Annotated in this window: 18 protein-coding genes and 1 pseudogene; 10 read left to right on the forward strand and 9 right to left on the reverse strand. The window is 61.8% G+C overall.

Annotated elements, in window-relative coordinates:
* Positions 1 to 780: 780 nt before the first annotated feature.
* The 7 genes from EN857_RS09770 to EN857_RS09800 form a co-directional block, all read right to left on the reverse strand.
* Entirely contained in the window at positions 781 to 1488 is a 708-nt protein-coding gene (locus EN857_RS09770) for an SIS domain-containing protein (protein ID WP_127285298.1), read from the reverse strand.
* Positions 1485 to 2486 (reverse strand): GHMP kinase, encoded by a 1002-nt coding sequence (locus tag EN857_RS09775; RefSeq protein ID WP_127285299.1) that lies wholly within the window; start codon positions 2484 to 2486, stop codon positions 1485 to 1487. The genes EN857_RS09770 and EN857_RS09775 overlap by 4 nt, the downstream gene beginning before the upstream one ends.
* A complete protein-coding gene (locus EN857_RS09780; RefSeq protein ID WP_127390825.1) occupies positions 2483 to 4405 on the reverse strand; it encodes an HAD-IIIA family hydrolase in 1923 nt (640 codons plus the stop codon). Before EN857_RS09780 ends, EN857_RS09775 begins: the two co-directional genes overlap by 4 nt.
* On the reverse strand, positions 4405 to 5382 hold the full coding sequence (locus EN857_RS09785; RefSeq protein ID WP_210212288.1) for an NAD-dependent epimerase/dehydratase family protein: 978 nt from the start codon (positions 5380 to 5382) through the stop codon (positions 4405 to 4407). Before EN857_RS09785 ends, EN857_RS09780 begins: the two co-directional genes overlap by 1 nt.
* A gap of 348 nt (positions 5383 to 5730) precedes the next feature.
* Positions 5731 to 6630, reverse strand: coding sequence for an NAD-dependent epimerase/dehydratase family protein (locus EN857_RS09790; protein WP_127390826.1), 900 nt, complete (start codon positions 6628 to 6630; stop codon positions 5731 to 5733).
* Positions 6631 to 6637: 7 nt separating this feature from the next.
* Positions 6638 to 8257, reverse strand: a complete 1620-nt coding sequence (locus tag EN857_RS09795) for a GMC oxidoreductase (RefSeq protein WP_127309823.1) — start codon at positions 8255 to 8257, stop codon at positions 6638 to 6640.
* A complete protein-coding gene (locus tag EN857_RS09800) occupies positions 8258 to 9406 on the reverse strand; it encodes a glycosyltransferase (RefSeq protein WP_127309824.1) in 1149 nt (382 codons plus the stop codon).
* Between the two features lie 518 nt (positions 9407 to 9924).
* On the opposite strand from EN857_RS09800, the gene EN857_RS09805 reads away from it, so the two are divergent.
* On the forward strand, positions 9925 to 11499 hold the full coding sequence (locus tag EN857_RS09805) for a hypothetical protein (RefSeq protein WP_127309825.1): 1575 nt from the start codon (positions 9925 to 9927) through the stop codon (positions 11497 to 11499).
* A 50-nt stretch (positions 11500 to 11549) separates the two neighbouring features.
* On the opposite strand, the gene EN857_RS09810 is transcribed toward EN857_RS09805, so the two are convergent.
* Positions 11550 to 11759, reverse strand: coding sequence for a hypothetical protein (locus EN857_RS09810; RefSeq protein ID WP_127309826.1), 210 nt, complete (start codon positions 11757 to 11759; stop codon positions 11550 to 11552).
* Positions 11760 to 11866: 107 nt separating this feature from the next.
* On the opposite strand from EN857_RS09810, the gene EN857_RS09815 reads away from it, so the two are divergent.
* The 7 genes from EN857_RS09815 to EN857_RS09845 are packed head-to-tail and all read left to right on the forward strand — an operon-like array spanning position 11867 to position 19378.
* Positions 11867 to 12661: a glycosyltransferase family 2 protein gene (locus tag EN857_RS09815; protein WP_127309827.1), complete on the forward strand. Its 795-nt coding sequence runs from the start codon at positions 11867 to 11869 to the stop codon at positions 12659 to 12661.
* A gap of 5 nt (positions 12662 to 12666) precedes the next feature.
* The gene (locus EN857_RS09820; RefSeq protein WP_127309828.1) at positions 12667 to 13812 is read left to right on the forward strand and encodes a glycosyltransferase family 4 protein; all 1146 of its coding nucleotides are present in this window, start codon (positions 12667 to 12669) and stop codon (positions 13810 to 13812) included.
* Positions 13809 to 15788 carry a hypothetical protein gene (locus EN857_RS09825; RefSeq protein WP_127309829.1) on the forward strand — a complete coding sequence of 660 codons (1980 nt, stop codon included), beginning with the start codon at positions 13809 to 13811 and terminating at the stop codon, positions 15786 to 15788. The genes EN857_RS09820 and EN857_RS09825 overlap by 4 nt, the downstream gene beginning before the upstream one ends.
* The gene (locus EN857_RS09830; protein WP_128346496.1) at positions 15775 to 16533 is read left to right on the forward strand and encodes a hypothetical protein; all 759 of its coding nucleotides are present in this window, start codon (positions 15775 to 15777) and stop codon (positions 16531 to 16533) included. The genes EN857_RS09825 and EN857_RS09830 overlap by 14 nt, the downstream gene beginning before the upstream one ends.
* Before the next feature lie 14 nt (positions 16534 to 16547).
* Positions 16548 to 17810 (forward strand): glycosyltransferase family 4 protein, encoded by a 1263-nt coding sequence (locus EN857_RS09835; RefSeq protein ID WP_127309831.1) that lies wholly within the window; start codon positions 16548 to 16550, stop codon positions 17808 to 17810.
* Between the two features lie 5 nt (positions 17811 to 17815).
* The gene (locus EN857_RS09840; RefSeq protein WP_135908909.1) at positions 17816 to 19150 is read left to right on the forward strand and encodes a hypothetical protein; all 1335 of its coding nucleotides are present in this window, start codon (positions 17816 to 17818) and stop codon (positions 19148 to 19150) included.
* A gap of 33 nt (positions 19151 to 19183) precedes the next feature.
* Positions 19184 to 19378 carry a hypothetical protein gene (locus EN857_RS09845; RefSeq protein WP_127311949.1) on the forward strand — a complete coding sequence of 65 codons (195 nt, stop codon included), beginning with the start codon at positions 19184 to 19186 and terminating at the stop codon, positions 19376 to 19378.
* A 31-nt stretch (positions 19379 to 19409) separates the two neighbouring features.
* Here EN857_RS09845 and EN857_RS09850 read toward each other — a convergent pair whose 3' ends face one another.
* Entirely contained in the window at positions 19410 to 20198 is a 789-nt protein-coding gene (locus EN857_RS09850; protein WP_127283936.1) for an FkbM family methyltransferase, read from the reverse strand.
* Positions 20199 to 21025: 827 nt separating this feature from the next.
* Between EN857_RS09850 and EN857_RS09860 the strand changes: the two genes are divergently transcribed.
* Positions 21026 to 21886: a glycoside hydrolase family 16 protein gene (locus EN857_RS09860; protein ID WP_187331226.1), complete on the forward strand. Its 861-nt coding sequence runs from the start codon at positions 21026 to 21028 to the stop codon at positions 21884 to 21886.
* 154 nt (positions 21887 to 22040) lie between these two features.
* Positions 22041 to 22175: pseudogene (locus EN857_RS35525) on the forward strand (IS701 family transposase); the annotation flags it as partial.
* Positions 22176 to 22217: the final 42 nt, after the last annotated feature.

Consider the following 22217-nt stretch of genomic DNA (forward strand, 5'->3'; position numbering starts at 1 on the left):
GGGAATGCTCACATCTCGCCCGGCGGGAGCACAGCCAAGCATGCCTTGTAGTATAAGCACGGTAGATCCTTGGTTCATTGCGTCTTTTTTGTTTTAATTCGACCCGCGCACCCAAGCAAAACGCAGGCATTTCCGCTTCTTAACTTATTCACTCACATCGTTTTGTACCTGCATGAATTGATCATTAAGGATGATGTACGTGACGTCGGCGACCCTACCACGATTTGCGGCGAGAATGAGGCTGGCAGAATGCCTGTTAACAAATTACTAACATAACTTATTAACACATTCTAATATGGAAAGTGATCGAACGGCCGCACTGGAACCGCCTTCCCGACGTCCTGCCAAACCGTGTCCGTTGGCTGAAAATGTTGCGCAGCTTGGGTTCGAGCGGTCGTTCGCATAGTGGAAGGCTGGCGTCATCGGGCGCCGCGCCGACGGCACCAGACAGGCCGTTCACTCGCGACCCCAACGTGCCTGCATAGCGATCATGGCGTTCAAGATCTGGGTGGCACCAGGATGCGTTTGGGCGGCTTGTTGAAATGGCTGAAACGTGGCCCTGGTGCGCGAAGGGGTTTCGTCGCCGCGGGACGGCCCCGTGGATTGTCAGATCTGAGCCGCGCAACCAGTCGCCAAAGCTCCACCTCGTGGCCGTCTGCTAACTGCCTGGCGTGCTCTTGCGCCGCGCCGTCGTCCGTGCAGGCAAGGTTGACCCCGCCCATGAACTGGCCGCGTTCGTCCAGAACGTAGAGCCGATAATGGGGCATCGCCTGTTCTCGATCAGGATTGCCAGCCCGTCTCGGCGCTAGCTGGATTTGCATTGAAGCCTCCAGCAGCGCTGCGCCGCTGTCGCCGATCGCTCCACTTTTGTGTACTCGCAAGACAAAGACGCTGCATGACGACATGCCCGAACATGGAATGTATATCCTCCGCAATTTGCATGTCATTCACATTGACCCAGACCACATGTTGGGCGATCTGCCGGAGCGTGCCTCCGCCGAATCCGCAAAGGCCTAACGTAACTGCGCCATGATCATTGGCGTATCGAACGGCGCGCAGAACGTTTTCCGAGTTTCCGCTTCCCGATATTGCGATGACCAAGTCGCCCTCGTTCAGGATGTTCTTCAGCTGCTCGACGAACACATCCTGGAAAGAAACATCGTTCGCGTATGCAAACGTAAGGCCCACATTGTCGACCAGCGTCCGGCCACGAAACGGGCGCTTCGTGGAAAGATAGATGCTCTTGTTCCAGTCCGTGATGAAATGCAGCGCCGTGAGCGAACTGCCACCATTTCCAAGCGTGATTATCTGCTTGCCATCCTCCTGTGCCTGCGCGACCAAGGCCACTGCATCATCGATGCTTTGGTGGTCCAATGAAGCCAGGACGATCTCGAGTTTCTTGAAATAGCCTTGAGCACTGCCGCCAACATTTTTTATTGAGCGGGCTCCGATGTCGGTTGATTGATTACTGCCGCCAAAATGTTTCATTGGGTGGACTCCGATGTCGGTTGATAGTGAACGATGCGGCTCCCGGCGAAGTCGAACTTGACAGGGAAGTGCTTTAGGTCCCCTAGGGCCGCTTTGATGGCGTCGTGGCGATCGAGAGGTGCGAAGAACATGAGAAAACCTCCTGCACCTGCTCCCAGCAGCTTGCCGCCCGTGGCACCCGCCCGCATTGCGGTCTGGTACCAGTGATCGATTGCATCGTTCGTGATTTCCTCAGAGAGGCTCTTTTTTAAGAGCCAGTTCTCGTGGAGGATTTCGCCGAAGGCGTCGAGGTTGCATCGATGTAGTTCATCACGAAGCTGATAGGTGAGCCCGACCATCCGCCTCAGCGCTTTGCGCTTGTCCGGCGCTTTTGCGATCCCCTCCGACTGGCGTACGAGAATGTCCGAAGCACTGCGAGTAATGCCGGTGTAGAACATGAGAACTTGCTTCTCGATCGAAGCGATGAAATTACGCGGGCATATGAGCGGTGACACCGAAACGCTGTCATCGCAGTGAAACTCGATGAGATTCAATCCGCCGAAGGCGGCGGCGTATTGATCCTGCCTTCCAATGGGCGCGCCACAAAGTTCGATCTCGATGCAACAACTATCGGCACCGAGCTTTGCCTTGGAGACATATTGCCCTCGGAACGCGTTCAGCGCGTGCAGAAGGCCAACCGTAAAAGCGCTCGATGATCCAAGTCCGGTTCCCTTGGATGGAATATCGGCAATAGTCGTTATTTCAACGCCCCCGCATATCCCAAGGTATCCCATCGTCGCCCTGACAATCGGATGCTGGATATCCTCAACGCTATCGACCTCTTCCGTTTTGGAATAAGCGATTCGAGTGCCGTTATCGAACTTGCGGTTCACATTCACGTAGACGTACTTGTCGATAGCAACACTTAGGACGGCGCCGCCTTCCTCCCGATAGAAGGCAGGCAGATCGCTGCCACCTCCCACGAAGCTCACTCGAAGCGGCGTCTGGCTGATAATCATCCCACGGCCTCAATCAGCTCGATCGCCCGCAATCGGACACAATGGTTGGCGCGCGCCCGCGATGCCAGAACGATTGGTGTCTCGTCCTCCTGGCGGGAGCTGTAGATACGCGCTGCAGCCTCCCGATCCACGCCTCGACGCGAGTATTCCCGCGTTACTCGGTACCTCCTCAGCTCCTCATCGATATCAACGAAGAATGTGTGTGCACGACCGGGCAAAACCACATCGGACAGCGAAAGAGCGACGGATCCTTCCACGACCAGGACGGTTTCCGGAGAAATGCTTATCTTTTCCGATCTTGGATGCGATATGCGGCTCAGCTTTTCGTAGTAGGGCAGATCGAGCGTCTCGCGAGAACGAACGCCGACCAGGCGGCTTAGAACCTTCCTGATCTCGTTCATGTCGTAGCGACCCATCACCGTTGCCTTGCGATCGGCGGCGGACCGTATCCAGCGATCAAGGGCAACGACTTGTGCATCAATGCCGCGGCCGCGAAGCACCTCGGCGATAGCGCTGGAAAGGACACTCTTTCCGCTCCGGGAGAGCCCTGCCACGAAACACACATCACCCGGCTTCACATGCGCGATCAGATCAGATGCCGTGTCGACCAAGGTCGGGTGAACGGTGAGAATGAACTTGGCAGCCTCGAACAAGTCTGGGACGGTATAGTCGGGCATGACATGATACTTGCTGTCCAGCCCGCCCGCGCCCGTCTCGACCAGAATCGATCTGATGCCGGACCGTTTTGCGAGTGCGACGTCGGCAGAGGAATCGCCGATGACCCAGGATTGTCTGCGATCGATATTGAACGCCTCGACCGCCTGGTCGACCAACCCGGTGGCGGGCTTGCGGCATTCACAGTGGACCTTTAGCGCTTCAACCTCGCCGGCAAAGCCGCGGTCTGGATGGTGCGGGCAGTAGTAGATGGCATCGACAAAAGCCCCGTGGCGGCCAAGCTCGGTCTCCATCTTGTTATGGATCATCCGCAAGTCTCGTACAGAGCATCCTCCTCTCGCCACAACGGGTTGGTTGGTGACGACGATTGCCCGGTATTCGGCCTGGTTGAAACAGGCGATCGCGGCCGCGGCCCCCTCGATCAGTTCGAAGCGTTCGGGACGATCGATGTGCCCATAGTCGACATTGATGCACCCATCCCTGTCCAAAAATACTGCTTTCTGCGGAGAAGCGAGTGAAGCTCGGGCTATGCGGCCGGAGGCAAGGTCGGCGCAGGCCTTGTCAAGTCTCGCCGGGGTTCCCGCGTCTTTTATGTACTCAGGGCTGCTATAGCTTCTGATCTCCGCGCCGGCCCGAAGCATTTCAGGAAAGAGATCTTTGCCAAAATCCAGCGGAGTTGCCGCGGCGCGCCACGGGTACAGGGCTTGTCTTCGAATGTAGTAAAGAGCCGCGCTGACTTTGTTGGGATAAAAGCAACCGGGATCGTGTGGATAAGGATGGAACGCGGCAACCACGCCATCTTCCGACGTTTCGATCAGATCGGAATCTTGCGGGTGATCATTCGGATGGGTGAAAACAGTTGCGGCTGCTGCCTTGTGTTTTTCATGGAAGCACTTGAAGCGGGTGAGATCGACGTCGAGCATCGTGTCGCCGTAGATGGTGAGGAAGTCGTCGTCGAGCAGATGCAAAACAGACAGAACCGCTCCGGCAGTCCCGCGAGGTGCACCGTCATCTACACAACGAACGTCAATCCCCCAATTCCCGCGCTGAGTGCAAAATTCCACGATCTGCTCGGCTGCATGGTTCACCAGGATCAAGATCCTCTCGATCCCGTGTTGCTTGGCGAGGAGGATTTGATGCTCGAGAAGCGGCGTGCCACCAATGTTGGCCAGCGACTTGGGCAAATCACCGATCCGGCCCCTGAGCCGTGTCCCCAGACCACCCGCAAGTACCACGGCTTGCATCACGGGTGTCCTTCCTGCCGCACGATTTCCACGACGGCTTTTCGGACAGCGTCGGCCGATCCAAGCTGGGGCCGCCAACCGAGTGCACGGAGCTTTGCTACGTCATAGGAAAACCGGGGAACATCCCCCGTCCAACCGCGATCTTCAAATCCGTATTCGATCCCCGCGCCCGGTGCGACGGCCTCGACGGTCGTTTCCGCTATGAAGCTGACGGTTACCCCTTTGTCCTCGGGGCCGATATTGTAGCAGCCAAGCCGCTCGGATGCGTTTGCACGCAGGTAGACGATCGCATCGATCAGGTCATTGACGTGAAGATAGGCCTTCCGTTGCCGGCCCGATCCCAAGACATTCAGCTTGTTTGGTGTGATCTTCAGCTTTCTGACGAAATCCAGAATGACGCCATGTGTTGCCGGAACGCCGATCACGTTCGGAAAGCGAAAAATCAAGGCCCGCGCCAACCAATTCTCGACGGCTGCGCTGATTAGCGCTTCCGATGCGAGCTTCATGGCGCCGTAGTTGGAAATCGGCAGCAGCGGCCCGACATCCTCTCTGATCGGAGCCTCCCCCAAATCGCCGTACACGGCTGAGCTGGAAGCGAAAGCAAGGAACGGAACCTCTGCCGCCTTCATTGCGTCCAACACGTTGAACGTCGTCAGAAAGGTATCGCGCAGATCGACAGAGGCATCGGCGATTCCTGCGGGAATGTCTGAATTGGCAGCCATGTGCCAGACTTCGGAAATCGGAATGCGACCGTGACAATTCAAAAATCGGGTTCTCACCGCAGCCGCGTCTGAGAGATCCACTTTCTCGAAAAAGAACCTCTCATGCGAGAGAAGTCCGTTCAGGTTTTCCCGAGAGCCTCGCGACAGATTGTCAAAGCCGAAGACCGGATATCCGCGGTCAACAAAGATCCTTGCAAGCCTGCTTCCTACAAAGCCGGCCACTCCCGATACGAAGATGGCGCGCGGTTCACCCAATCGGATTGCCCCTTACCTCTTGTGCGCAAGCTTTCGCGCCACAAGTCCTCCGGATTCTGCAATGACTTCCGTTTGCAAGCCTTCACCGCCGGACAAACAGGGAATTCGACGGGGGCTCGGCGTTAACCTCTGCGCTCGTCTTTGAGGTCATGCGTCTCTTGCGTCTTTGTGAATCATTGCATGGTTTTCTTCGATCCGCGATTATTCCTCGGGGGTAGCCCCATTTTGCTGATCCGGACTGAATCGCATCGCGCCCGCCTGTGCGGCGACGCTGCCGCGGATCCTTGCGATCGTGCCGGCCGCAAAGTTTCGCCGTTTGCGTCTCTGGCGGATCGAACCGGCCTTCGACTAAGAATACCGACGCAATGCCCCGGATGAGGGGCGGTCGCCATCCAGCGAGAAGCTCCGAAACTCGATACCGAGTTGCCTGAGCCGCTCTACGCCGGGAACCGCACGCGCCGGGCGCACGAGCCCGAGGATGGAGTCGGATCGGAAGGGCAGGGGGACATGCAGGGCCTCAACTGCCTTGAGCGCGCCACTGACAAACTGCCAGGGCACGGGGACGGCGTGCAGTGCTCTGCCTTGCGATGCGGCGATCTCGTTCATGAGCTGTCGGAACGGCACCGGTTCGGGGTTGGCCAGCCCTACCGGTTCCAGCAGCGGCATGTCCGACTCGGCAATTCGCACCATGGCGGTTGCCATGTCCGCCTCATGCACCATGAACTGATGGGAGCGCGCCCCGATCAGGGGTGTGACCGGCAGCGTGGTGAGCTTGCGGAGCGCGCCTGCCATCCCGCCCCAACCAGGGCCGTACACCAGGCCGAGCCGGGTGGAGACAGCTCCCAGACTGCCGGCGGTGCGTTCGCAGGCCAGCTTCGCCTGACCGTACAACTGTTGGGTTCCCTCCCAGGCGGACATCGAAGAGATGAAAATGACCCGGCGAACCCCCGCGTCGACCGCATTGCGGAGGAGGTGCTGCGAGCCGGACACATTGGTGCCCCACACATCGCCGGCGCTGACGAGGGTCAGGTCCCATGCGCCGTGGATGAGCACATCCAGGTCGCTGAATGCTGCCCCCGACAGTGGGCTTTTGATCTCGTACGGGCGCCACTCAGTGACGCCGGCGGCAGGCCCGGAGGTCACCCGGTTCGAACGGGCGAACGCGATGACCTCATGCCCTTGTTCGGCGAAGGCGGCACGCAGGATGGTCCCGACATATCCGTTCGCTCCGGTGATACCGACCCGCATCGAACGCTCAAGCCATCAGCTGCATCGCTTCGCGAGCGATGCGATGCGAATTAGCCATCACCGTCAGGGTAAAGGTGGTTGCCGGAACACTTGGGAAAACCGACCCGTCGATGAGATGGATCCGGTCCCAGCGCGCCAGCCGCCCGAGGCGGTCTGTCGTCGCACTCCCGGAGTCCGGCTCATTGGCGTGAGGAAAGCTGCCGCCAAAGTGGTAGCTCTTGGCTCCGCCCGACCATAGCATCTGCGGCGTGACTGGCCACAAGTCCAGGTAAGGTGCCGCTTTGCGGATCCGCCTTATTACGTCAGGCAGCATCGGAGGCACACATTTGCCCCTGACCCTGGCCTTGCTGAAGCCCTCCGAAGTGAGGGTAATCTGGGGAAGCTCGTCAGGAGCTGCTGCGGACAGCTGGGCGCTCACCCGGATCTTAGGTGATGCCCAGGACGGCAAGTAGCCCAGGCCTACCGTCAACCGGCTGAGCAGCCGATCGGTCGCGAAGGCGGCGGCGCGGTGTTTGAGGAACCCGGGAAGCGCATCGTAATATGCCTGGTTGAACGGGTAGAAGTGAATCTGTGAAACATCCAAGCCTTCGTCGTCCCGGGCGATGACCATGGTGAACTGGTTGAGTGTGAACTCGCGCCTTGCACGTGGGTCGGGTGTTGGCTTCATGGAAATCATTGGAAGAACGAACTGAGCAGATTCCGAAAGATGTACCGGCTGGTCCGACCTGAGCGAGCCTAGCATCAGCCTTGTGGTCCCGATTGCTCCGCAGCCCACGAAGACCCGGTCGGCCGTGAATCGCTGGATATGGCCGCTCGACAGTTCCCGGGCGTGCACGACGGCCGTGTCGCCATCCTGTTCGACTCGCACCGCGAGCAACCCGCTGCGGTAGTCGATCCTCCCGTTTCGCCGGAAGCGATCGAAGCTGTGCGAGGCCGAGAAGATCAGCGACCGTGGGCACCCGGTCATGCACAGGCCGCAGGGCTGGCATTCGGGGGCAGCGAAGGCGAGCCGGGCGCGGCCTATCGTTATGCCGGTGGAGCGCACTCGCTCGCGGTGCCGGTGGTAATTGGCCAGGACCATCTGTGTCCGCGGCGCCAGCGGCGGAAGCGGGTCCGGGGATCCGATGAGCGGAAACCACTCCTCGAGATCGTCGGACTCTCCAGCGAAAGGAATGTGACCCAGGATCGTCCGATAGTGCTCTTCCATATCCGAGAAGTCGACCGGCCATCCCTTGAACGTGGCGGCGCTGAAGGGCATGATTTGGGCCCCCCAGACATTGCTAAACCCGCCGTAGGCGCTCGATATGACCGCCGGGTTCACTCTGCCCACGGAATGGACGCGGTCGAGCTGGCCCTTGTTGGCAAACGGGAAATCGGATCCGTAGCTTCTCTTTTCAGGCAGCGAGTCGGACTGGACCCGCTTGGGCTGCAGGCTGACCCGGCGGACGTCCTCCTCATCCCAGTCGTCGACACGCAGCCTGGACAGCCTGGCTATTACCTCCTGGGTCTCCGCGTCCAGCACGGTGCCCGGATCGAACACGGTTATCTTCTCGTCCGGTTTTTCGGACAGCGCCAACACGGCGGCGGCTGCAGCCGGACCCGACCCGATGATTAGCGAAGACGGCATCTACTTCCCACGTCTAATACCTTGCGCGGCTGCGTCCAGTATCTGCTTGTTGGCCTGACGCAGCCGGCGCAGGCGGCGCAGCAGCGCGATCCGGCCGGTGACATGGCCTGCCGCGGCAAGACCCACGCCAACGATTATTGCCGCGCATCGCGCCAGCCCGTGGGCGTCGCCCTTGGCCGCTTGCAAAATCTCGCGCGGAACGCCCCTGGTCAGCGCGTGCCAGACGAAGCGGGTCTCGGCACCCAGTGTGGCGGCGTCGCCCATCTGGGCAAAGGCCTCGACTTTCCCCTTGTTGACGAAGAAGCAGCGGCGCCAGAAGTACTTCCAGGTCGGCCGTGAGGCGGGCACAAAGTGGCGGACGGTCGCCGCCGGTTCATAGATGACTGCCTCGCTGCCCTTGATGTGCGCCACGCGGTGGCACATGTCCATGTCGTCGTGATGGTCGGAATGGAACCCTCCCACCTGCTCGAGGAGGGTCCGCCGCACCGACATGTTGGCTCCGATGAGGTGGGCCGAAGGGCCTCGGCTGGTCGGAAGGCCATCGTAAGCACATCCGAACACCCAGTCGAACTGTAGAGGGAACCAGGCCGGGCGGCCAACCTCGAACACCGGAATGGGACGCCCGCCGACGGCGCCGATGCGCGCGTCCTGGTACGGGGCGGTGAGAACCTCGAGCCAGTCCTTGTCGGCCGCCGCATCGTCATCCAGGAACGCCAGGATCTCTCCGGCAGCCGTCTCGGCTGCCGTGTTTCGGGCCGACCCGAGATGCCCGTCCCATTTGTTCTGGATCACCCGTATCGGGGGGGTGGATGCAGCGAAGTCAGCCCATTGGACGGCACAACGGCGGAACAGGGGCTGGTCGACGCATACGATGATCTCGCAGGGCTGCAATGTCTGCTCCTGAGCCGAGGCCACCGACTTCAGCAGCAGTGCCCACCTGTCCGCAGTGTAGGCACAAATAATTACTGAGATCGTAGGGGGGCGGCGTTCGCTGCTGACGCCATCCTCGGACTGCCCGGTTTTCGATCGCGGCTGACCGGTTGTGACAACGTCAGCGCCGCAAGCGAGACCGATATTCGGGTTCCGGACGTGGCCCTCTTGGCCAACGCCAGTCGAAGCATAGGATTGCGCAAGCTTCAGAATACGCATCTAGGATTTCTCCCGACTTGAGCTGCCAGTGTCTGTCCAAACTCTTGGATAAAGGTGCGATGGTCCTGGTTTGAAACGCCAGGCCTCACGCACTGGATCCGGCCTGCCCGGAGGGCGGTTCTCGCCACGGAAGATCACCAGGGCCCGCGTGCGCGGCGGGTCTGGCGGCGCACCGGCGTGACGCAAACCACCTCGCGTTACGCAGTCCGTATTTTGTCCGTTTCCGGTCGACAATCATCCCTCCACGTGACTCCTGTCGCAGGCACAGCGCAAGCGCCCCGAAGGACTACCCCTTCTGACCTCGCACAGGCGAGCGTCGATCGGGCATAGTAGTGCCTGGCCGCTTCCAGCCGCTCGAGTGGGGACCCGTGCTGTCAGCCATCTCCCAAATCAAATGTTCGGCGAGTGTCCGAAACCGCAGCGGGTGGAAACCATCCTCGCGCTGCGGGGCGCGCTGCTGCTTTGTCATCGTGGAGTTGTGAGCTGGCGTCCTTTTGAAATCGGCTGCGAGAACAACAATGCGTATCTGCCTCAATCTCGATCCGTCCCGGCTACTGCGATGGCACCTCTGGCTGGCAGAAGCGCTTGCTGAAGTGCCTGGCAACGAAGTCTCCTGCGCTTTGGTGGCCGGCCGCCGGCCGCTGCCGTTAGTCTGCCGTCTGCTCCTCGAACTCGAAAGACTGGTCTATGGCCTTCGCGGGAAGAGCGCCGTCGACCCGGTAGACGCGGCGCTGCGGCGCCTGCCGCCGCCTCCGGCCGACCGGGTGGATGTGGTGATCGATGTGAGCGGGCTGGGATCGCTCCCGGCGGCGCGGCGCGTGCTCACTCCGGTATTCAACGGCGCACCCGGCGAGATCGGAGTCATGGCGGCCTGGGTGAACAATCAGGATCTTGTCGTCGAGCTGCACGACACGGCTCGCCCGTTGTGGCCGTGGACGGCGCGCCTGGCCAGCGCGGACCATGAAGTGCTGGCAATGAGGCTCGACAGCGCCCTTTCCTGCGCTGTGCCACTAATCCTCAAAGCCCTGCGCGAGGAAACCGGTTCAACTACGCACGGTATCTCCGGTCCACGGAAGGCAGTACCTTCATTTGGCGCGCTTTCGGCTCTGGCAAGGGCGACCGGCACGGTTGCATCGAAGGCGATCGGGGCTTTGGACATTCTGGCGAGGGGCGGTAGGATGTGGGGGATCGGCTGGCGCTTCGATGAGTCGGCGAGCCTGCTCGACAAAGGCGAAGCAGGCTTTCGGGTGCTCACGGGAAATGCCGACAGCTACCTTGCCGACCCGTTCCCGTTCCGGCACCAGGGGCAGGCTTTCATCTTTGTTGAGCAGTTCCTCTACTCGAGGAACCGGGGGTGCATTGCGGTCGTGGCAGTGAACCGGGATGGGACAGCCGGCGCCCCCCGGATCGTTGTGGAGGAACCGCATCACCTCTCGTACCCGTTCGTGTTCGAGCAGGATGGTCAGATCTGGATGATCCCTGAATCGGGGGCGGCCAGGAATGTCAGCCTCTACAGGGCAGTGGAATTTCCCTACCGGTGGACACGGGAGGCCTGCCTCATGGAAGGCATTGAGGGCTACGATACCACGCCGCTCTGCCACGAAGGGGGTTTTTGGTTTTTCGTCAGCCCAAGGCTGTGGAGGTCCACCGCCTGGGATACTCTCAGCCTCTACCATGCCGAGAGCCTGGCCGGGTCTTGGACGCCCCATGCTGCCAATCCCATTGTGATCGATGCCGGGCTCAGCCGCCCCGCCGGCGCCGTAATCCGACACGGCGGACGCGCGATGCGCCCAGTCCAAGACTGCGCGCGCGGCTATGGCGGCGCGGTGACATTCTGTCAGATCGATGCGCTCGGCGCGTCGGAATTTGCCCAGACCCCGGTCGGTCGCATTTGGTCCGGAGCCTTCGGGTGTCACACCTACAACCGCCGGTCCGGCTTGGAGGTGATCGACCTGTTCGGACATGTCCGGGGGTTGCGAGAGGTCACGACCGCTTATCGAGTGCTGGTACCGAACGCGCCGGTCTCCGGAGCGCGCGGAATCTCGGAGCCGTATGGGCAACTCGTTTCCCTGCCGGTCTCACGTCCGGATTAGCCACCCGCTGCAAAAGCGGTCGAGCGCATGGGATAGCCCAAAAGAGCTAATCATCTATTGTCTCTTTCTAACCATCCATCGTCCTTCCATTTCAGATCTTCGCCGGTAATGCTCGTATGCTCGTACAGCAACCAAAGCTTTAGGGGGCCACAAGCGCTCCAATAGGCGCACCAATCTTCTTTCAGCTCATCTTCATATTCGTTGTGGCCGGGGAGTCCGCATATGGTTGGATCAAACACATCCGTGTATGTGGCGCTCATTGGAGATGGCCCCTGCGGCTTGTCGCTGGCCGCGCACTTGCCTGCGCGTGGTGTGGCGCGCTTCCAGCGCGCCCTCTGGGTCCCGTCCTCGACCTCGCAGCACTGCCATGAATGAGCGCCTCGCCAGCAATCTCGCCCACGTCGGTGCCGTATCGCCGGCCGACCCGATTGATTTTGCCCTTCAGCCGGCACTGGCACTGCCTCGGGTGAGCTTCATCGTCCCGACGCTCAATGAAGCCGAGAACCTCCCCTGGCTTCTGCCGCGCATCCCCAACTGGGCGCATGAGGTCATTATCGTGGACGGTCGTTCGACTGACGACACGGTCGCGGTCGCGCGCCGCCTGCGCGAGGACGTGAAGGTCGTCATGGAGCCCCGGCGGGGCAAGGGCGCTGCATTGCAAGCGGGATTCCGGGCCGCCACAGGTGAGATCATCATCATGCTGGACGCCGACGGCTCCATGGTCCCGGAGGAGGCGATCGTCTTTGTCAGTGCGCTGATGGCTGGCGCAGATCTCGTTAAGGGTTCACGGTTTATCCAGGGCGCCGGCACCGACGACATGTCGCTATTCCGGATGTTCGGCAACAGGGGGCTGACCCTGTTCGTGCGGTTGCTCTATGGCGGTTGGTTCTCCGATCTATGCTACGGATACATAGCCTTCTGGACCAAGCACCTCGGCACGCTGAATTGCGACTGCGATGGGTTCGAGATAGAGACCCTCATCAACGTACGGGCCTTGAAGAGCCATCTCAACATCGTCGAGGTGCCGAGTTTCGAGGCTCCGCGCATCAGCGGTGTGAGCCATCTGCGCGCCCTCCCGGACGGCTGGCGCGTCCTCAAGACCATCCTGCGTGAGAGGGTGCACCAACAGCGGGGCGCGACAGCCCGTGCTGAGGGCGGGTAAGCCTGATGCGAATCTTGATGGTTGCCGCTCGCTGCTACCCCTTTATGGGCGGAACCGAAACTCACATCCAGGAGGTCGGTCCCCGCTTGGTGGCGCGTGGCCACGCGGTCGACGTGCTCACGACCGATCCCTCGGGGGAGCTGCCAGTCGAGGAGGAGGTGCGCGGCATGCATGTGCAGCGCGTACCGGCCTGGCCAAGGGAGCTGGATCTCTATGTGGCGCCGGGCATTTACACAGCGATCCGGCGCGGGACTTGGGATCTGATCCACTTCCAGGGCTACAGTTCTTTCGTGGTGCCGATCGGACTGCTCGCGGCCGTCCGCGGGCACGTGCCGTTCGTCCTGACCTTCCACAGCGGCGGGCATTCCTCCCGGTTGCGCAACGCAGTGCGCAGCACCCAGCACATGCTGCTCCGGCCGCTGGTCGCCCGGGCGGCGCGCCTGATCGGCGTCTCCGAATTCGAAGCCGACTTCTTCAGCGGGAGGATGGGCGTGCCGCGGGAGCGGTTTGTCGTCATCCCGAACGGCGCCGCAATGCCGGCTCCGAGCCCAGGCGTCAAGGTCGATCCGCACCTGATCGTCTCGGGCGGCAGGCTGGAGCGCTACAAGGGCCATCACCGGGCGATCGCGGCCTTGCCCGAACTGATCCGCCGGTTACCGGACGTGCGACTGCACATCGTCGGTACAGGCCCGTACGAGGGAGAATTGCGGCGCTTTGTCGGGACGCTCGGCCTCGAGAAGCGGGTCACGATTGCGGGTATTCCCGGGTCACAGCGGCAGAGAATGGCAGACCTCCTGGCAAGTGCCGGGCTATTCGTGCTGTTCAGCGAATACGAAGCCCACCCGGTCGCCGTGATGGAAGCCCTGTCGCTGCGCCGTCCGGTCCTCGTCACCGACACGTCCGGTCTGCGGGAACTGGCCGCCAATGGCCTGTGCCGGGCGATTGCGTGCAACGCCGGTCCGGCGGAGCTGGCCGTCGCCATGGCCGAGGAACTGGAGGCCCATCGGGAGGTCCCGGATTTGGCGCTGCCCGACTGGGATGCCTGCGCGCAAGCGCTGAGCGACGTCTATCGTGATGTGCTGAGCAGCCGATCCACGGTCCGCTTGCCACCCGGACGCGTGACATCGTGGCCTCCCGCGACGATGGCATGATGCTGATGATGGCGGCTCATTTCACCGCGGGAACCAGGATTAGCCCGCTCAAGGCCGGGATACGGTTCATCTCGGCCATTATCGGTCCCGACCTTCGCGGCGGCAGCGCCGATGCCCCGCCGCAACGGGCTAGCTGCGGATGGATCGCGATTCTGGGCCTGACGGTCGCCACGGCTCTGCTCCTGGTCGTGGCCGGGCACGGAGCCGGGCGCCGGGGTTATGAGATGGCGCCGCTGCTCTTCTGCTCCGGTGTCATCCTCCTGGTCGTTCCGACCAGCCTCCGCATCGCCTGGCCGACGACAGCCCGGGGGGAGCGTCTGTGCCTCCTGTTCCTGCTTAGCGAAGCCTTGTTCTACTGCAAGAAGGTCTATTCCCCGACGAGCTTCAGCGGTTACGACGAGTACCTGCACTGGATCGCAACCCAGGATCTGATCACGGCCCGCCGTCTGTTCCTGTCCAATCCGCTTTTCCCGATTGGGCCAACGTATCCCGCCCTGGAGATCCTGACGACGGCGATCGTCGATCTGACGGGACTGTCCTTGGTTGTGGCGGGGACGCTCTTGCTTGTCATCCTCAAGGGCACGTTCATCGGTGCCCTGTTTCTGTTCCTCGAAAGCATCACCGGATCGCCGCGTATCTCGGCAATCGCCTGTCTGGTCTATATGGGCTGCTCAACCTTCTTCCTGTTCGACTCAAGTTTCTCCTACCAGAGCCTCGGCATCGTGCTTTGCGTGCTGACGTTTGCGGTCGAAGCAGCCCCTAATAATCTCGTCGGGCTATCGAGGCTGAAGTCGCTCGGGCTGGTTGGCTTGCTGTTGGCAAGCCTCGCGGTCACGCATCACCTCTCGGCCGCCTTCGCCGCCATCTATTTTGGAGCGCTGGCGGGCCTCGAGGCTTTGCGCCGGCACGACCCCCTGCGGTTCGAGGCCAGGATCGTCGTGAGCTTCACGGCGATCCTGGCCATCGCTCTGCCGTTCCTGTGGATGCAGTGGCGTGGCATCCCTCTCGCAGCCTATCTCGGCCCGGTTATCGGGGCCGGCCTCAACGCATTGCTCGCGAAGATCCTGGGCGCGGCCAGCCCAATGTCGGAACACCTCGGAGCGCCGGATAAGGCCCTCTACTTGCGGCTGACTACCTTGACGGCACTCCTGCTGTTGGCACTCGGCCTGGCAACGGGCTTCTTCCGGTCGTTGGCCATGGCGGCTCCGAGTGGTGGGCGGTCGGATTGGCGTCCGATTCAGGAGATTTTCCAACGCCGCTGGCGCGACAGTCGGCTCGTGCTCCTCACCTTGCTGGCCTTCGGGCTCCCCGTCTCAGTCGCCTTCCGACTGACCTCCGCCGGATGGGAAATCGGCAACCGCATGGCAACGTTCGTGTTCATCGGCGTCGGGCTGGTCGTCGCGGTGAGCATTGTCCACTTCTGGCAAGGCCGCACACCGCGCGGGTGGCGCCGCATCGCGCCGGCCCTCGCTGTAGCGGTTATCGTCCTGGGCGGCGTCGCAAGCGCTGCGATCAATCCGATCCATGGGCGCTACAGGGTGGCGGCAGATCAGGAATCAATCGAGCCCATGGGGATCGAAACGGCACGCTGGGTTAGGGAATGGCTCGGTGCCGGCAACCGCTTCACATCCGACCGCATCAACCGCCTTCTCCTTGCGGCCTACGGCCGGCAGGACGTCAGGGTCAGGATCAAAACGGGCGTCGATGCCGCGCGCATATTCGAGGCCGAGAATTTGGGGGCCGACGAGTTTTGGGCCTTGGCGGGGAGCGACATCGATTTCCTGCTGGTGGACCTGCGCCTGACCACGGCTCCGCCGGTGCTCGGCTCTAACTTTCAGCCGTGGCAACGGCACCAGGAAAAGCCGCTCTCGGGTGCAGCGCTGCTCAAGTTCAATCATATCCAGGGCGTCGCCCGCATCTACGACAACGGCTGGATCATGATCTATGACGTGAGGGGATTGCATGGGAATCCCTAGCAAGCGGGACCTTTGGGTCGCCTTTCTGTGGGCAGCAGCGACGGTGGCGGCCGTAGCGCTCAGCGACAATGTGTTCCTGCGTACCCTCCTGGGCGCGCCCATGGTGTTCCTCGTCTCGGGCCACTCGATTCTGCGGGCCATTGGCGTCCGGACCACCTCAGTGTTGCAACACCTCGCTTACGCGGTCGGGGCAAGCTTCGCCGCCGGCATCGCCGGGGGGTTTGCCCTCAACGCCGCAGACTACCTTACGCCGCTCGGCTGGGCGGCGTGGTTCTGGGCCGTGACAGCCGCCGCGGCACTGGTGGCCGCCATCCGCCGCGACACTCCCGACCTGCCAGCTTGGCCGGCTCGCACGCGGTTCCGGCTTTGGCAGGGGGCCGCGATCCTGTTGGCAATGTTTGTGGCAACCGGAGCCTATGCGCTGGCCGTCAGCGACGAAGCGGCCTACCGGGAATTCAAATACACCGAGTTCTGGTTGTTGCCGTCGATCAGTGGCGAGTCCGGCCGGATCACCGTCGGCATCAGGAGCGCCGAGACACAACCTCAAAACTTCGACGTCGAAATCACTCTTGATGGGCAACCGTTGGCGGTTCTCCGATCGATCGCCATCGCGCCGGGCGACACCTGGACGCGAGAAGTCCCGGTGCCGGCCCTGGCGACTCGCCAGACCGCCGAAGCCCGGCTCTATCGACCGGGGGACAACCGACTCTATCGCAGCGTTTCGACGCTGGTGCCGCGCATCTGAAACGAGGCTCGATCATGCGCATCCTGCTGCTATCGCAGTTCTATCCTCCGGTGATCGGCGGAGAGGAGCGGCACGTCCGCAATCTGGGCGCAGCGCTGGCGCGGCGGGGCCATCAGGTCAGCGTCGGGACCTTGATGCATCCTGGATCGCCCGAAACCGAACTGGACGGCGAGGTACGCGTCCATCGCCTGCGCGGCACGCTCCAGCGTCTGTCGGGCCTCCACGCCGATCCCGATCGCCGCCACGCACCGCCCTTCCCGGATCCCCATCTGGTGCTTGCCCTGCAGCGGCTGGTCGCCCGGGAGCAGCCGGACATCGTTCACGCCCATAACTGGATCTACGCGTCCTTCCTGCCGCTCAAAGGTCTGAGCGGGGCACGCCTCGTGGTTACGCTCCACGATTACGGCCTTGTCTGCGCCAAAAAGAATTTCATGCACTTGGGCGCCCAACTCTGCAGCGGCCCGGCGACGGCAAAGTGCCTGCCCTGTGCCACACGGCATTACGGAGCGGTGAAGGCAACCGCGACTACCTTGGGTAACTGGGCGACGAGCTTTGCCGCTCGGCGCGTGGTGGACCGCTTCATCGCGGTGAGCCACGCGGTCGCCGGTCACACCGGACTCACCCAAGGCCGCGCCCCCTACGACGTCATCCCCAACTTCGTGCCCGACGATGTCGAAGTGCTCGGCCCGGAAGATGCCTGCCTGCAGGGGCTTCCCGAGGATGGATTCATCCTGTTCGTCGGCGACCTGACACGCCTCAAGGGCATTGAAGTTCTCCTGCAAGCCTATGCCAGCCTGAAGCGGGCGCCGCAACTGGTGCTGGTCGGGCGCCGGGTCGCCGATACGCCAACCGAATTTCCGCCGAACGTTCGAATATTCAACATGTGGCCGCATTCCGCCATCATGCATGCATGGCGGCGCTCACTGTTCGGCGTGCTGCCGTCGGTGGGGCCAGAAGCCTGCGCGACAGTGATCATGGAAGCGATGGCGTCCGGAAAGGCAGTTGTTGCAACCGACATCGGCGGCATGCCGGATATCGTCAATCATGGCGAAACAGGCCTTCTCGTGCCGAGCGGCGACGCGCACGCCCTCGCCAGCGCGATGCAGACACTTCTCGATGACCGCGCCTTGCTCGCCCGCCTGGAGGCGACAGGCCTCGCCAGGATCGAGCGCCTCAAGGCCGGAGCGGTCGTGACCCGTATCGAGCAGGTGTACCGGGACGTCCTGCGCCCAGCCCCCGGAAGGTCCGCGGTGCCGGCACAGCAAGGTTCGGGATAGCAATGATGTCGGTAGACCAATCCGGGGCGGCCATTGCTCGCGTGCGCCGAGAGCTTCGAAAGAGCGCCGCGTTCGTGATGAATTCCGGCGCCATGGCAACCGGAACGGTTGCAGCGGCCGGTCTCGGATTCGTCTATTGGTGGCTCGCGGCGCGGCTGTTTCCACCGGAGGTGATCGGCAACACCTCTGCTCTACTGTCCGTGATGGGACTTATCGGCACGCTGGGGGAGGCGGGGCTCGGAACGATGCTGGTGGGCGAGATCGTCCGGAATCCCGGCAGGGAGCGCGGCCTGGTGGCCGCAGCACTGTGCTTCGGGCTGGCGCTGGGGGTCGGGCTGGCCTTCTTGTTCGTCTTCGGGCACGCGTATTTCAGCAGCTCTACCGAGCTGATCGGCGGCTGGTTCGTGGGCGTTGCGTTCGTCCTCGGCTGCGGTCTGACCGTTTTCGCCATCTTGGCCGACCAGGCGTTCCTGGGCAACCTGCGCGCCACCGGCAGGATGATCCGGCAAGTGCTTTTCTGCACGTTGAAGCTGATGTTCATCGCCACCGCCGCGATTGGCGGCTACACCTCCCATACCGCGCTTATTCTGAGCTGGGTGGCCGGACTTCTGGCGTCCATCATCGGCGTGGACCTGTTGACCCGGGGCGGTGCGCGTCGCCTCGTTGGGCCTCCCGATTTCCAGCTGCTCCGCACGCTGCGGGGCAAGGTCTTCGACCACTACGTGCTCGACGTGGCCTTGCAGGCTCCCGGCATCATCATGCCCTACGTCGTGCTCGTTCTCCTGTCTCCGGCCATCAATGCCGCTTTCGTATCCCTATGGATGCTGGTCACCATCGCCTCGTTGATTCCCGCGGCCATGGCCACGGTCCTGTTCCCCGTGGTGAGAGCGAGCCCGAAACAATCCAGACACGACATCCTTCTATCGGTGATGGCGTCATTGCTCTTTTCGCTGGTCTGCGCCGTTTTCATCTTCACCTATTCACAGAAGATCCTTGCGGTCTTCAATCCGGCCTATGCTGAGATCGCCGGTTCGAGCCTGCGCTTCCTTGGCTTCAGCCTGCTGGGAACAACGCTTAAATTTCATGCCTGCACGCTGGCGCGGTTGGGCGACAGGATGCGCAAGGCATCTCGCTGGTTCGCGCTTGGCGGATTGCTGGAGCTGGGCTTGGTGATAGCTGGAGCGAGGCTCGGTGGACTTGAAGGCCTAGTCCTGGGCTGGACGCTCGCCACCAGCATCGAGGGCGTGTGCGCGGCCCTGACTTTGGCCTTCGCAATAAAATTTGATTCTGCCGCAGGCCCCGTGCACGAAGAGTCGCCCCCGTCGCCGCTCCAGACTTGAAAGACGGGATCGCGTTGTCAGGACCCGCTTGAGATGCTCGAACGCGCAAGCCTGAGCGCCGCGGCCGAAGCCTCAATTGCCGAAAGTGATGTCATGACGCTGCCGGCGCGAAGGGCTGCGGTCCGCAAGCAGCTCGATGTGATGCTGGATGGCGTCAAGTCGGTGCGCGCCGCGCTTGAGGATTTCTATGCCAAGGCGCTGCCGAGGCGGCCATGGAAGTCGCGATGAAATTCTCGGACGCTGATGCGCGATTCCTCCGTCACTCAGAAGTACGATGAAGGGGAAGAAACAGCACATCGGCAGATTTGGTACCGGTTGTTCTGGCCTCAATCTCGGATTGGCTTGCCTTTCGGCGCCCGGTCCGGGTCAGCCAGTATGCCTCGTATCCGTTATCCGACAAGAGGCGCAGGACTACCAAAACCGACGCCCCGAACTTGTTCAATCCCTGGTCGGAAAGTTCGACGAACAGGGCCGGCCGGGCGAACCTCAGGATCTCGATCATGCCCTGAAGCGCCAGCAGTTCGGCGCCCTGCACATCGATTTTCACGAGCGCCGGGCGCCGGGGTCCCTTGTCCGCGAGCAGCCCGTCGAGCGTCACGGCGGTGACCGGCACGCCGGTGCCGTTCCGGGAAAGCTTGTGGTCGGACGGGTAAAGCGGGTTGATTTCGAGAAAGGTCGTGCCGGGCTCAGCGGCGGCGACCACCCTCAGCGCCTCAACGCGGCCAAGGAAACCCGCGCGCTCGAGCGCGGAAATCAGGCCGCTGTAATTCTGATCCTCCGGCTCGATGGCGATCACTTTTCCGCCATCGCCGACCCATTCAGCAAAACGGAGCGTGAAGAAGCCGACATTGGCGCCGACATCGATGACCAGCGATCCGCCTGGCACGAATTCCCTGAGCTGATCGATCGGGCCTGCTTCAAAATACCTTTTGTAGAGGGGATAAAGCGCAAGATAGGCGCGGTGGAAAATCGGAAGACCCTGCAGGCCGAGCTTGGCGGTCAGCACATACAGCTTGATAGCCGAATCTCTTAGTAAAGCTATGAGCATTCAGGAACCATCCAATGACACCGATGCAGGATTTGTTGGCTGTGGCTTGTCGAGGGGCCCGCTCGGAGAGAGGGGGCCCGCTCGGACGGCGGCATCGCAACGATCATCGTTCAGTTCTGCAAACTTTATCACTCGATCAAGGTCTGATCGCGGGGATAAAGAGGTACCACTCGAGGATCAGCATCGACACGCCGCCCCAAGACCACCTGGCTGGATAATGCCGCCACCGCCACAAGCAGGAGGTTTCCCAACTACAAACATCATCAGGAGCATTTCCTCCCATCACCGGCTGGCGTGGCACAGCTCGGAAAACCATTGCTTGGTCCCGGCGAACAGCTTCGCTGAGTGCGCTTCCGAGCGGAGCCCAGTGACCAAAAAAACGCGGTCTGGTTCGCCCGCAAATGAGGCATGTGGCGACATTCAACGGCGACCGACGGACGGACCGCTACGTTTATGGCTTCCTCACAACGGCGCCGAACGAGCCGTTTCATCCCAAGGCTATGCCGTGATCACACCGCGGATGAGGAGTGCGACGCTTGGATGTGCCGTGCGACATGGGATGAGGCGAAGGCGTTGCAGCGGTCGGATAATGCGCGGCGAAGACCAAGAGGGTAGGGCAGTAGCGTTAAAGCGACTGATACCTCTATAACCTCGTGCCCTATGGTCGCATCGAGGCCCACCTGCCGCGCCGCAATATAGTCGGGGTATCCTCTCATTGTCGACTATCCAGTCCTTGTCGTTTCGCTTTAAGATTGGCTGTGACATCGATGAGCGGTGGCGACCATTGCAATCGCATCTTGGTCAAGCCCTCGTTACGAGAGGGCAATATGAAGAGTATATCGAAGTACATTTCTGTCACAACGCTCATGATCGTCTCGTGCGACACCAGTGGTGGAGGCGGTGGGTCGTCGCTGCCACCGCCAACTGGGTACACTACCAGTCAGCTGATATTCGAGGACACCTTCGCCGGGCATTCGCTCGACTCCACGAAGTGGATACCGGCGATCGCGGACCAGAACGGTATCTGGCAGCAGAGCGTGCCATCGCCGTACTCCGCGATGAACGCTGGTGGGTTCGACGCCGAGTACTTCGACCCGGCTCAGATCAGCACTGGCCCATCAGGCTTGAAGATCGTTGCGACGAGAAGCAACCGGTTCGCCGGGTACGCGTGGAAGTCCGGCGCTATCTGCACGCACGGCAAGTTTTCGTTTGCCGGTGGCTACGCCCAGATACGCATGAAGCAACCGGACGTCAGCACTGGCGGATGGCCAGGCTTCTGGCATCTCGAGGGCGGGGCCGAGATCGACACGCAGGAGGGCGGGTTCCTCCACGGCTCCGGGTCGGCCAACGGAGTGCTGGCAAAGTCGGCCAACCGAGTGCTGGCAAACGCTTTGTTGGCTGCCACCAACGAGCAGCGGTTCTTCGATGCTGGTGTGGACCTGTCGGCCGACTACCACGTCTGGGGCATGGAGTACAAACCGGGCGTGTCGATCAAGTTCTTTTTCGATGGTGTGCTCAAGCGAACCGTCACTACGAACGTGCCGACCGGTGCCATGACCCTGCTCATCAGTCTGAGTATTGCCAACAGCAGCGCGTCTGGCTGGCACACGGCCTACGACAGTTCGACCCCGGCAACGCTCGAACTGGAGGTGACCGACGTTCAGGTCTACCGCCTGAGCATGAACTGACAGCATTGTGGGGTGACGACACGAAAGTGAGCGTTACGCACCGCACGATAGAACGGAGCAGGAAACTAAGAGGCGAGCAGCGAGACGGGCCGGCGCAGCGGCCGCAAGCCGTCGGTGGGCGCCGGATCGGCGCCCCAGGCGTGACGTCGTAGTCCGCTCCTGGCGGGGCCTGCATCGACAGGCGCTCATGACAATGACCGCTTATCCTTTCCTCCAGCGCCGCCTGAGTGCGGGTGGGGGAAAAAAGAACAGCCGAAAGACCCCATCAGCCAACCCTACCCGCCGTTCCGAAGAGCCCTTAACGCGGCCATCTTACAATCAACGCCAGGGA

It is taken from the genome of Mesorhizobium sp. M4B.F.Ca.ET.214.01.1.1 (assembly GCF_004791545.1).
GTDB lineage: Bacteria > Pseudomonadota > Alphaproteobacteria > Rhizobiales > Rhizobiaceae > Mesorhizobium > Mesorhizobium abyssinicae.